General features: G+C 39.6%; 10 protein-coding genes. All 10 read left to right on the forward strand.

Annotated elements, in window-relative coordinates; all coding sequences use genetic code 11:
- The first annotated feature begins 245 nt into the window (after nt 1–245).
- The 10 genes from FUT79_RS08245 to FUT79_RS08295 all read left to right on the forward strand — a co-directional run bounded on the left by FUT79_RS08245 (nt 246) and on the right by FUT79_RS08295 (nt 12,294).
- A complete protein-coding gene (locus FUT79_RS08245) occupies nt 246–1,037 on the forward strand; it encodes a hypothetical protein (RefSeq protein WP_148889358.1) in 792 nt (263 codons plus the stop codon).
- The gene (locus FUT79_RS08250; protein ID WP_148889489.1) at nt 1,024–1,443 is read left to right on the forward strand and encodes a CHAP domain-containing protein; all 420 of its coding nucleotides are present in this window, start codon (nt 1,024–1,026) and stop codon (nt 1,441–1,443) included. The genes FUT79_RS08245 and FUT79_RS08250 overlap by 14 nt, the downstream gene beginning before the upstream one ends.
- A gap of 84 nt (nt 1,444–1,527) precedes the next feature.
- Nucleotides 1,528–1,869 (forward strand): hypothetical protein, encoded by a 342-nt coding sequence (locus tag FUT79_RS08255; RefSeq protein ID WP_148889491.1) that lies wholly within the window; start codon nt 1,528–1,530, stop codon nt 1,867–1,869.
- A 118-nt stretch (nt 1,870–1,987) separates the two neighbouring features.
- Entirely contained in the window at nt 1,988–2,383 is a 396-nt protein-coding gene (locus FUT79_RS08260; RefSeq protein WP_024751643.1) for a hypothetical protein, read from the forward strand.
- 85 nt (nt 2,384–2,468) lie between these two features.
- On the forward strand, nt 2,469–7,124 hold the full coding sequence (locus tag FUT79_RS15110) for an LPD1 domain-containing protein (protein WP_187426837.1): 4,656 nt from the start codon (nt 2,469–2,471) through the stop codon (nt 7,122–7,124).
- Between the two features lie 97 nt (nt 7,125–7,221).
- On the forward strand, nt 7,222–7,557 hold the full coding sequence (locus FUT79_RS08270; RefSeq protein WP_081718570.1) for an STAS-like domain-containing protein: 336 nt from the start codon (nt 7,222–7,224) through the stop codon (nt 7,555–7,557).
- 265 nt (nt 7,558–7,822) lie between these two features.
- The gene (locus tag FUT79_RS08275) at nt 7,823–8,461 is read left to right on the forward strand and encodes an NYN domain-containing protein (protein WP_024751699.1); all 639 of its coding nucleotides are present in this window, start codon (nt 7,823–7,825) and stop codon (nt 8,459–8,461) included.
- Between the two features lie 468 nt (nt 8,462–8,929).
- Nucleotides 8,930–10,402, forward strand: a complete 1,473-nt coding sequence (locus FUT79_RS08285) for a hypothetical protein (protein ID WP_148889367.1) — start codon at nt 8,930–8,932, stop codon at nt 10,400–10,402.
- A gap of 21 nt (nt 10,403–10,423) precedes the next feature.
- Nucleotides 10,424–11,806 carry an SU10 major capsid protein gene (locus tag FUT79_RS08290; RefSeq protein WP_148879066.1) on the forward strand — a complete coding sequence of 461 codons (1,383 nt, stop codon included), beginning with the start codon at nt 10,424–10,426 and terminating at the stop codon, nt 11,804–11,806.
- An 83-nt stretch (nt 11,807–11,889) separates the two neighbouring features.
- Nucleotides 11,890–12,294, forward strand: a complete 405-nt coding sequence (locus FUT79_RS08295) for a hypothetical protein (RefSeq protein WP_024751696.1) — start codon at nt 11,890–11,892, stop codon at nt 12,292–12,294.
- The last annotated feature ends 14 nt before the right edge of the window (nt 12,295–12,308 follow it).

Raw genomic sequence — 12,308 nt, forward strand, 5'->3', positions numbered from 1 at the left:
CAAGAGTATCAATAACTGATATTTTACAATTTTAGCTGTCTGCCGTTGTATGGTTCGTGCTTTAAGAACGCAGCGGGTAAAACGGATAGGTGAAAGCGGCACTTTTAAAAGAAGGCTGTGAATTTATTTACAAAATCTAATTTTAAGGGATACAGAGCACCCTTTTTAGATTGACGGGGATAGTATGCCCTTGTAAGTAAGTTCACAGCCTTTTTTTATTTTTTTTTGATTTTAGGAGGTGTTACATGGAAAAAGCAGCGGGGATACCGCCTATCGGGTGGGGCGTTATTTTAGTTATAGCCTTCCTTATTTTTATCGTGATTATGATGAAGGGCATCCGCTTTGGGATGGGCGATAAAAGCCTTTCTATCGGGAAGATGGACGAGAAAATAGAGGACATAAAACAAGATATTGAGTTAAAAGAAAAAGAGGCGGAGCGGAAAACGGCAATGGTGATGCACGACGAAGAATTGCGGAAAAGTCTTTTTAAAAAAAGCATGGATATTGATGCACACTTAACCGCCGATTTGCGGCGATCGGTGCGGCGTATGGATGAAAAGATAACGACAATATTTGAACCGTTTATCCATTGCCCTTTCCCGTCAATATCTACAATCAACATTATTAAAGATGAATTGAACGAGCGGCTTGACTACAACAACATGCGGGAGAAGTTAAGCGGCGATGAGCGCAGGGCGTATCTAAACGATATCCTCAAAGATATTAGAGATGCCTACTCAACATTTTTATTGCGTATATCAAAAGTTTCGTGTGGGGAAAAATACCCTGAATGGGCGGAGATAAAAAAGCCCCTAGAGCAGCTTATATCAGAATGGGAGGACGAAGTTATTGGCCTTTTCATAAAACACATTGAAGAAAAAATCCGCATGTATGAAATGTCAAAGCGATATTTTAAAACAGATGAATACATAGAAAACAGTATCTCATATCCAATCGAAAAAAATAAAAAATACTTATCAAAATTGAAAAATGTCAGTGTCAAAGGAAGTGAAGGGGGAGTAAATGAGCTTAGATGAGTTTGTAAAAAAATATCTCGGGAAAAAAGTAGACTATGACGGGCATTACGGCGCACAGTGCGTTGACCTTTTCCGGCAGTACTGTAAGGACGTGCTGAAAATCCCGCACACAGGCGTAGTAATCGGCGCAAGCGAGTTATATACAAAATATGAAAAGCTGCCGCTAGAGATGAAGTATTTCGAGCGAATATCGCGTACAAAAGGAAAGCCGCAAGCAGGGGACGTTGCAGTTTTTATGCCGACAAAAGGGAATAAATACGGGCACGTGGCAATTGTTATTTCGGCAGACAATAAAAGTATGCGCGTATTTGAACAGGATGGCTTTGCACAAACGGGGACGTATATTGTTATCCGATCGTATACCTATATTTTAGGTTTTTTGCGAAAAAAGGAAGGGATTGGATGATTGTCGGTAGATGTTTTGTATTATTTCTTTTATTCGGTTTTGCATTTGCTGCGATATTTTTAAACCTGTTTTCAGGAGAGGAACATGAAAAATGAAAAGATTATTTTTTTGCTTGCTTGTCTGTTTTTGTTTTCCGGCTGCTGCACACGAGGCGGAATACACAATCTCGGAGACGGAGCTGATAAGGTTAGAGACAATCTGTCAAAACTTGGAGACGAGCAAACAAGCGCAGCAATTACTAATACAGAGCTTGAGGGAAAAATTGAACAAAGCGGCGAGCTTGCAAGCGAGCTTGAAAAATCAATTACAGACGGAGCGGGAAGTATTGAAGAGTTTAAAAAAATCCTACAGCGCATACGAAACAGAGGCGCAGGCGGCACTAAGCAAAATGACGGAAGACAATCACAAAAAGGAGTTGAAAATTGAAAAGCAAAAGCGGGCTATTGTGATTTTGTCAGCTGTTGCTGGAGCGGCTTTTATTGCTCTCGGTGCGATGGTGTTTTTGAAGGTAAAAAAACTATTTTAGCAGGAGGTACGAGAAACCTTGAATATTGATAACAGAGTTCTTGCAGTTTTGCGAGTATGCAAAAACGAAGCGGAAATAGAGGATAGTTTTAAGCGCTTTCACATTAAAAATTTAAAAGACAAGCAAATCTATCTTTTAACTGCAATGCTTAATAATGATTATAGCATGACGGATGGAAAAACAACACAAAAAGAATTGTATAAAATGACAACTGCCTTGTTTTTCAATGTAAGACGGTTGTCAAATGTTCTTAATAAGCTAGATATGCTGGGGCTTGTGTTAAAAACAGAAGAGGAGACGCCGCCTCTTTTCAAACAATTAAAAGCATGTAAAAGCAAAGAAGACATTGACTCCGTTTTTTCTCATGCGGGTATTTATGAGGCGAGCGAGCGCATAGAGAGCATCCGCAACTGAGCGTACAAGAGGAATACGAATTTGAATGCGAAGTATTACTTCATAACGGGCAATTACACTAATTATAGTAAGGAGAAATAAATAAATGATATTGACAATTAGACAAGATGAGCATTTTCGCATAATGAAAACACTGAGCGGTTTTATAGAACTTGATACTGGAAGCGAGCGGATTGAAAGAGTGTTGGAAAAAGCGGTAGGACATAAATATATCCGAAAGGTGCCGAAAAAAAGCGGTAAGGGATTTTATTATATGTATGCTGAAACGTTTAAAAAGCCTTTTACTTTCTTAAAAACAATGTTTAATATTCACTCAAAAAAAATAGATGATGAGTTTGAAAAAGAAAGCATTGCGAAAAATTACGGTGTGGATAAACAAACATACGCAGCGCATGTTCTTGAGTACCTAACCAATAGGCTTAAATGGGATGGGATTTTCAGTAAAAAAGAATCACGAGAAAAATATAAGACAGCTGTTAAAAAGCCTGTAAGCGGCACAGCCGAGGCTGCAGGTAAAAAGCAACCGACAAGCAGCACCAAGCAAAGCGGCGGTGAAAAAACAGATAATAAAAAAGAAGCAACCGAGCAAACCGAAAAGAAGGCGCAACCGGTACTGAAAATAAACCGCAGCCTTATGTATAAGGTGTGGAGCCTGTATAATAAGCAAGAAAAAACAGCGGACAGCAAAGATGACGACGGAAACAAAATAGGCGGAGCAACAGTAAAAGAAGATTTAAAAAAACTTACCGCAGTGCTTGAGACGGGCAAGTCTTCAAGTGTTCGGCATAAGGACTTAGGGGAAATAATCGTTGATGTGGGAAATACCGGAAAGTCCGGCTATGGGCTAAAACATATTATTGAACAGCGATATAGCAAGGACGGAAAAAATGAAGATGAAATTACGGCGTTGTTGCAATTAGTTATTGATGCAACAAAGAATGGAACAGTAACACGAACCAATGAAAGAACTATTGAAGTGTCAAAAAATGGTATTGTGGCGATTTTGCGAAGAGAAAATGAGGAGCGTAATACAAAATGGATTTTAACAGGTTTTGCCGATTGGAATAAAGATAAAGAGGCAACAGATGCTATACAGACGGTTATCGCCCAATATAGCTACACTCCTGAATTCTCTTCCTTCCGAAAACAGGTGGGAGCTGTTACCGCCTCTCTACAGACCAGTATACCACAATCCGGCACAAATAGCAATCGCTCTGAAGCAATGAAAGGAAATCAAAACGCAAAAAAAGATTTTGCGGCGCAAGAAAAAGAGCGGGCAAAAAAGAATGAAGCACGCAAAAAAGAAGGCTTACCGCAAACAGAGCTTTTCGAACGGGAGAGCGCACTCAAAGACGCAACATGGGACCCGAACAGTGAGCAATACCGTTATCGCGACACCGGCTATATTGCAGGCAGCCGCAAAGAGCTTGCTCAAAACTATATTAAGCAAATGGCAAAAGCCGAAGAGCAAATACTTGAACATGAAATCGACTGGGAAGGGTTAGAGGAAAACCCTCGAATGGCAAAAGAGCTTATAAAAAAATCAAACGTGTTCGGCAAGGTTAATTTTAATACGCTGATAAAAAACGGCATGGCAAGAGGAGCGGCTTTTTTAATCGACAGAGTCTATGCTTCTGTTGCAACAGAAGCTTTCGACAATCCCGAAGGAAGGCATAATTATGTTATCGCAATAAACGGTTTACGTGGGCGGTTGGAAGATTGTAAAACAGTACAAGATGTAATAGATACTATTAATGAAATAAACGATGAAAGACAGGGAGTGTTTTTATCAGTTCGACAACAACAAAAATACTTAGATTTAAAAAAAGAATACGATGAAGTGCATAAAAAAAAGCATGATATTGAAATGAAAGAAACTGCTTTAATGGATAAGTTACGACGGGAGAAATACGGAGCTAAAATAAGTTTTACTGAGCTTGAAAAAACTCCCGAAATACAGGCGTTTCAAAAAGCAAATGGATGGGATTCAAATGTTGATGTAGGGGATGGAAAAACTCGATCCGGATATTTTGAAAAAGAAAGGGTGGCAGCACGGGAAAGGCTTCAAGCTTTTGAAAAAGAAGCAAATGAAAAAGCCATTGCCTCAAATTCACTTTATGCGGCGTGGAACTCGTTAGGAAATAAATTTATCGCCACGATAAACTACAGCGGTTTTGGCGGGTCTGCAACTTTTGAAAAGCACATACAACAAGCAAAACACGGAAATTATGATAATTGGGAATGGAAAGAAACAGGAACACTAAAAGGGAAACGTTCTGCAAAGGGAAAAGGACGGGCAATTTTTCAATTGATTGTTGCTTCAAAATTCAGTAGAAAAGGCGGGCGAAATGTAAAAGCACATTCTACCGAAGAGCTTAAGAAAATGTTTAACTTGCGAGACATTCAGTCCGGGAATTGGGTATTGAAAGACCCGATGAGCGCAAAGTTTCATGTTGATCATGCGTGCGAGGCTTTTGCAGATTTGGCGGATATTACCGGCATTCCAGATAGTCTTATTTCACTAAACGGACGGCTCGCTCTTGCAATTGGAGCGAGAGGAGAGTCAAAGGCTGAGGCACATTATGAACATGTGGAGCGTGTTATCAACCTCACAAAAATGAAAGGAGGCGGAAACCTCGCACATGAATGGTTTCACGCTTTCGACAACCTCATTTCAGAGGCTATGGTAGGTGGAAAAATCGATGTTTTCTTAACAAACCCTATGAATCATTTAAGCAAAAAACAGCAAGACCTACTTACTGAGTATATGAGGATAAAAAACAATACTTCATATTCACAAAAGTATAAGGATTTCCTACTTGACACCCAAAGAGATAAACTGAAAAAAGCAGGAATTACTCCTCCCGTAGAAAACAGTCAAGAAGAACACGTACTGCAAGTGCGGACAGCTTTTGACAATCTTGTAAAAGCTATGACAGAAGGGAATACACCGATTAAACAAGAAGTTGAATATTCAAGTGCAGACTATAAGCTTGCAAAGTTCAATTTTGATAAAGCCACAAGCGGGCTCGCAGAGAAAATACGGTATGCAGGCAGCCTAGAAAAAGCAATTGAGCTTGCACACAAGTTCTGGGGAATACCAATTACAAAGAATGAGGTAAAACAGAAAAACGAATGGATTAGAATGATTTGCGCATACTACGGAAACGCTGAAGGCGGACGGGCAACAATTGATAGCGGCAAAAAGGGTTCTGCTTTTCATGAAGATGCAAAAGCTCTTGACAGGGGGAAAGCAAAACCGTATTGGTCAGCTCCACATGAAATGGCAGCACGGGCGTTTTCTGCATATATTGACGATATGCTAAAAGCAAGCGGAAGAAAAAATGATTATCTTGCATATGCTACCGAAAATGATGATTATGACAGTGGGGATGACGAAAATAAACAAAAGCCCTACCCCGAAAGCGAAGAGCGAAAAAAAATCAATGCCGCCTTTAAGCAGCTTTTTGACGTTGTAAAACAAACGGGCGCAATCCGGAAAGCGATAGCGGTTGAACAAAAGAACACAGTTAAAAAAAACATAAAGGAAAAGATACGATATATTTTAACGGTAAAAGTTCCTGTCAGCAAAATGAAAAAATCATATGAAGAAGGCGAACACCCTCGAGGCGAGAACGGAAAGTTCACGGATAAGGGGGATAAATCTAACAATGCCGCAGATAAACCTGTCATACATTCAGGAGAATATGTTTTAACCAGTTCAGGGCGTAAAGATTTTGGGGAGATAACAGAAGATATTGCGAAGCAGATTAGACGGCAAGCGGGAAAAATCCGTTTACGAATAGGTAAGCATATTACAGGCGAAAAAGATAATTTCGGAGAAAAGCATATAGAGCGAACAGGTCGATTAAAAGATTTAGCCAATGTAGGATTTACAACGGCAAGAGATTTTGTCGAATATGTTTGCAATGATTTTGATGCTATTTATGAAAATGGGCGCTCTTTAATTCTTTACAAAAGAGGGGATAAAAATAGTGTTGCGTATGTGGAGCTGACGGCTTCAGATGATGGTGATTTTTATGATGTAAAAACGATATTTCCTGCAAGACAAGACTTCTTAAAAAAGAAAATGCCGTTATGGGAAAAACCTATAAACGGCATTCAAAAAGCAGAAAAGGAAAGGGCGCAGTCCAATCAGTTTAATGAAAAACCCCGCAGCGCGAATTTTACCGGCAGTTCTGCCTCTCTTAATATACCACAATCTGCGGAAAAATCAAGCATGCAAAAAGCGATGGAAAAAGCCTTTATAAAAGTATTTGCAAAAAAGGTAGCGGAAAATATCTATAAATCGCTTACGTATTCAGGATACCCGTTACAGGGCAGAACAAAAATACACGGCATGGATATTTCAATCGAAAATAAAAAAGGCAGCGTGCGAAGCGGCGTTGATAAAGACGGGCACGAATGGGCTATTAAGATGGCGTATGATTATGGTTACATTCGCGGCACTGTCGGCAAAGATAAAGACCATGTAGACGCTTACATCGGGAACAATCCCGAAAGCGAACAAGTATTTATTGTGCACCAAAACGACCCGACAACCGGTACGTATGATGAAGACAAGGTTATGCTTGGGTTCAATTCCGCAGCGGAAGCAAAAGCCGCCTACTTGCGCCAATACGATAGACCTGGTTTTTTCGGCAGCATGGATGAAATGAGTATTGAGGAGTTTAAGGAAAAAGCATTTGATAAGAAAAACAAGGGAAAGATGATTGCGTAATGTGGCGATGATTTGTCAAAGATAAGGTGTCATCAGCTAATGTAGTATTCTCATTTTTTTGAGGCAATTTTTTTTGTGATATACTGCAAAAAAAGAGGTGAGAAAATTGAAGGAGGCAATATTAAGAGTAGCGGAATGTGGGAGTGGCTATAAATTTCAAGGCTCAAGATTTATTCACTTAAGCCCCGATTCCGGAGAAGAATTCAGAGATGAATTTTTAATACCGTTTCTTAAAAAAAATAAAACCGCGTGCCGGTTGTGTGTTGACTTTGCCGGCACTGTTGTGTTTACTCCGGGATTTTTGGAAGAAAGTTTTGGCGGAGCAATTCGGCGCGGGTTTCAAAAAGAGGTACAGAAAATTCAATTTAAAAATATTCCGCCTGAAATAAAAAAAGAACTTTTACGGTGGATAAGAAAAACAAGGGAAAGATGATTGCGTAGAGGCAAACTCATTACTTGACGTACAAGGAAAAATAGTATATATTGATAAAAGCTGCTTTTATTGGCAGCATTTTAATAAACCTGTATAGTACGGCCTCCCACTTATCCGGGATAGGTCGGAGTTACGGGTTTTTTTTTACCTATGGAAAAAAACAGCTATTTTAGTTGATGGTGGCTTTTATCGAAAGCAAGCCTTACATCATTTTGGAAAAAAATCGGCACATGAGCGTGTAGATGAGCTTATAAAATATTGCCGTATGCACCTTAAAGAGCGTTCTCAATTTGATATTATAAGTGATAGCGATGGAAAACAAAAACGGATATATGAATGGAATAGTTTATATCGAATATTTTATTATGATTGCCCTCCAATCAGTAAAGCATTATATCACCCAGTTTTAGAAAAGAGTATTGATTTTTCAAAGACTGAAACCTATACATGGATGAAGGAATTTATCGAAAACTTAATACATCAACGAAAAGTTGCCTTACGAATGGGCGTATTAGCTGATAATACCGCCTATTATGGCTTAAAAAATGAAATAGCAAAGAAACTTTTCTCCGGTCGTTTGCAAGTTACCGATATAACCGAAACCGATTTTGATTTAGTTTTACGGCAAAAAGGCGTTGATATGAAGATAGGGATAGATATAGCCACACTTGCCTATAAAAAACTGGCTGATCAAATTGTTCTTATAACAGGTGATAGTGATTTTGTCTCTGCTGCAAAACTTGCACGGCGGGAAGGTATCGATTTTATAGTTGATCCAATGGGGCATAAAATTTTACCTGATTTAATGGAACATATTGACGGCTTACGATCATATTATAGGCATAAGCAGCTCAAAGGCTCATTTGGACAGAAAGAACAAGATGTTACATTATTTCCTTATTAACTTAACTGACTGTTGAAGAAATGTTTTCAATAATGAAAGAAATTGCGGAAACTGCGCTTCGATATTACATTTATTGAATTCCCCTCTTGATTATTTTTAAAAAAAATATATAATAGGTATAACAGATTAAACATAAAAATCTGTAATTGATATTTTACATTTTTAGCTGCTTGCCGTTGTATGGCTCTTTTACGGGCGCGGCGGAATAACGGGCAGGAGAAAGCGGCACTTTTAAAAGAAGGCTGTGAATTTATTTACAAGGTCTGAAAATGAGCAAGGACTCTCATTTTTTACGACTGACGGGCGAGGTACGCTCTTGTAAGTGAGTTCACAGCCTTTTTTTTTGCTTTTTTTTTAAAAAAGCTAAGGGCAGTTTTTGGAAGTTTTAAACTCCTTGCACTCTGTTTCGGCGAGGCGAGGGTTTAAGCTTCCGTTATCAAAGCATGAGGAGGGGAACAAGAGAAAACGATGGACGAAAAAGAGAAGCGTATTTATCTACAGATGGAATTAAAAAAAGGCTCTTTTTCAAAAGATGAATCGGGGGATTTTATTTTTGATGTTGAGGCAAGTAATGAAAACTTAGACCTTGAACAGCAAAAAGTTTTACAACAAGCCCTTCTTGATTCAAAAGACTACTTTTTAAAAAACGGGGTTATCAGCAAAGACCATTTGCACCAGTCAAGAATTCTTGAGGGCGGAAATGCAAAAATGGTTTTTGATGAAGACTACGTTATCGGAGAGCCATTGAGCGTGTACACAGACGGCAGCTCTACTCGTGTTCGCGGCAAGCTCTACAAAAACAATAAATACGCAAAGAAGTTTATCGAGCTATTGGAAAACGGCTCAACACGAGTTAAGGCAAGTGTCGGCGGCATTTCTCCAATTGTAGAAAGAATCCAAGAAGGCGGGACGGATTTAGGGCGCATTGTTTCGGTGTTATGGAATGACTTGGCTCTGACGATTGCTCCGGTTAATCCGACTGTCGCTCCTGCATATGTAGTTAAGTCTTTAAGCAGCTTAGAATTTGTGAAGGCACTGTCAGCGGGCTACGGCACCGATTCGGAAGCCTTTACCGGCGGGAGGACTTTAATTCCCGAAGATATCGAAGGAAATAAGAGAGGGAAAAACGAAGATGGAAAAAACATTTTAACTGCATTAGTTGAAAAAGTGGTTGATGGGACTATTACGGATGAAAGGGAGGCAAGAGCCTATTTATCCGGATTAGGCATTGAAGAGGATACAGCTGAAAAATATATCCAAGCTGTACTGCAAAATCAAGAAAATATTTTGGAGGATTTTTTAATGAGTAAAGGAAATTACTGGGATGATGTTATGACCAAAATGCAAAAAGCATTTGGTAAGTCAAAAGGGAAAGAGGATGACGAAAAAAAAGAAGACGAAAAGCCTGAATTAGATGATAAGGACCTTATCGATGATGATGAGGAACTTGAGGGTGTTAGCGATGACGATGACGATGACAAAGATAGCGAAGAGTTTGTTACAAAAAGCCTTGATGCAACAGTAGCCTTAGGCGAAATAACAAAGAATATTGCAGAACTTAAAGAACAACTCGCTACGCTTACTAAGTCTTTTCAGCATAGCCGCGAAAAACAAGAAGTCATGGGAGAAGGTTTAACCGCTGCAATGAAGCGGGTTGAACAACTTTCAAATGAGCCCTTGCCGCGCAGTGCTGTTATTTCAACACGCGGACAACAGCCGATGGCAAAAGGCGGTGCTGCTGCAATGGTGCGGCATGGGCAATTTACACAAGCCGACAAGGAGACCGCAATGGAGGTGCTTTCAAAAGCAATCGAAAACGGCGAGATAACTTTACACGAATTCGGAAAAATTGAAGCACAAATCAATAAGTCCCTGCAGAATCCCGCATTCCAGCTTGACCAAAAGTATGTGCGGTTTTTGCAGGAAAAGTTAACAAAATAAGGATGAGGAGGAAAAAAGATTATGGGTTTTTTTACAACAGTAGAAACAGCTTCTGTGAGTGAGGCAGAACTTTTAAAATCATTGCAAGCCGGTTACCAAACCGACTCTGCACAGATGGTAGGCGGACGAACTTTAATACCTGAGGATATTGAAGGAACAATGGTTAATGCTATGCGCGAGCAAAAGGAAGATTGTAAGTTTGTAAATAGTGTTAAGAAAAAATCAGTGAACTCGACTATTCATGAGTATAATCGCCGCACCGGTGTAGGTAATTATAAGTACCTGACAACGGAAGAAGGCGGAGGCTCTGAAACAAGTGATCAAGAGCTTGAGCGAAAAACTGTAAAGATTAAATATCTGCAAGACCGCAGAGCTGTTACCGACCAAATGGCATTAGTTGACGGTTTTGAAGATGCGTACACAAGTGAAAAGATAGCAGGTACTCTTAATGTTTTAAAAGCTGCTGAATACTTTTGTTTTCATGGTGATGAAACTGTCGTGCCTACACAGTTTGACGGTGTTTTGCGTCAGATTGAAAAGTCGAAAAATGCAAACATTTACGATGTCCGCGGCAAGAGCATTGCAACGGTGGGCGAAAGAATAATTACCGATCCTGTAGGAATGATTTTTGAAGCGGGCGGAGATGCCAATAAACTTTTCTTTCCGCCAATTTTGGCGCAAGATATTCAAGACCTTATAAGGGACCGAATCCGCTTTGGTACTTCAGGAAGCGGTGCAATGAACCTTGTCGTTGACCAGTACCCGACGCCGTACGGTTCCACTATATATTTTGGGCAGGAAGCCGGTGCAGATAAGTTTTTCCATGTAAAAGGCTTAGTTACTGCTGACGGTTCGCCTCTGAAACGCCCGAAAGCTCCTACTGAAGTAACGACAACAAGTGCAGCCGATGGAAAATCAAAGTTTGCGGCAGCCGATGCCGGAAATTATAAATACACCGTTCACTCAGTCAATAAATACGGAATATCGGACGGCAAGGAAATAGACGCTTCTGTTGCGGTAAGTGCAGGACATAAGGTTACTCTTAAAATAAAAGCAAGTGCCGAAAACACAGAATCAGGCTATGTTATTTGCCGCTCTGCAAAAGACGGGGATGTAGTAATGGAGATGGTGAGAATAGGAAAAGATGAAAGCGGAACAACCGAGTTCAATGACTTCAACATCGAATTGCCGGGTACTGCTCAAATGGTTTTCTTAACTGAGAAAAAAATTCAGGAAGTAATTAACTGGGATCAGTTCTGTCCATTGCGTTCACGTCCATTGTACGAAAGTAACAGAGCCGAGATACCTTTCCTCATTCAGCTTTTTGCAGCTTTGGATGTTAAGGCTCCCGAGTGGTGCGCTATTGCAAAAAATATCGCATACAGAGGCGGCTTATATTACTAGGTAAAAGCAAAAAGAGCTAGGAGTGCTTAAGTCGTGAAATCTTAAGCACTTTGAAGCTCTTTTAAAAAAAACAGGGGTTTATTATGTCAAAAAAAGAAACTGAAAATAAAAAACTTGATGCAGCACAAAACAATCAAGAAACCGAAGGAGGAAATAAATTAACCGAAAACACTTCCGGTGAAAATCAAAATCCTTCAAACGAAAATACGAGTGTTCAAAATGAGGAGGCTCTGAAAACCGAAACGCAAAATAACAAAGATGCTGCGGGCGGAGAAACTCAGAAAGAGAACACAGACGTAAAAGAGGAAAATAAAAAACCTCAAAAGTCAACCGGCAGTAAAAGACGTATTAAAAATGAACAACTCAAAAAGAAAAAAATCATTGTCTTTGACGGTTCTACAGTTTCGTTCGATGAAAAAGGAATAGCGGAGCTTGAAGAGAAATACGCTGAATATCTTTTGACTATTCCTACTTACTCTGAAGTATAAGCTAAGGAGTGTAT

Origin of the sequence: Treponema phagedenis (genome assembly GCF_008153345.1) — a bacterium.
Lineage (GTDB): Bacteria > Spirochaetota > Spirochaetia > Treponematales > Treponemataceae > Treponema > Treponema phagedenis.

Coding starts and splice junctions, on each gene's coding strand:
- FUT79_RS15110 (WP_187426837.1), top strand. CDS start 2,469: ATGATATTGACAATTAGACAAGATGAGCATTTTCGCATAATGAAAACA.
- FUT79_RS08285 (WP_148889367.1), top strand. CDS start 8,930: ATGGACGAAAAAGAGAAGCGTATTTATCTACAGATGGAATTAAAAAAA.
- FUT79_RS08245 (WP_148889358.1), top strand. CDS start 246: ATGGAAAAAGCAGCGGGGATACCGCCTATCGGGTGGGGCGTTATTTTA.
- FUT79_RS08290 (WP_148879066.1), top strand. CDS start 10,424: ATGGGTTTTTTTACAACAGTAGAAACAGCTTCTGTGAGTGAGGCAGAA.
- FUT79_RS08250 (WP_148889489.1), top strand. CDS start 1,024: ATGAGCTTAGATGAGTTTGTAAAAAAATATCTCGGGAAAAAAGTAGAC.
- FUT79_RS08275 (WP_024751699.1), top strand. CDS start 7,823: ATGCACCTTAAAGAGCGTTCTCAATTTGATATTATAAGTGATAGCGAT.
- FUT79_RS08295 (WP_024751696.1), top strand. CDS start 11,890: ATGTCAAAAAAAGAAACTGAAAATAAAAAACTTGATGCAGCACAAAAC.
- FUT79_RS08255 (WP_148889491.1), top strand. CDS start 1,528: ATGAAAAATGAAAAGATTATTTTTTTGCTTGCTTGTCTGTTTTTGTTT.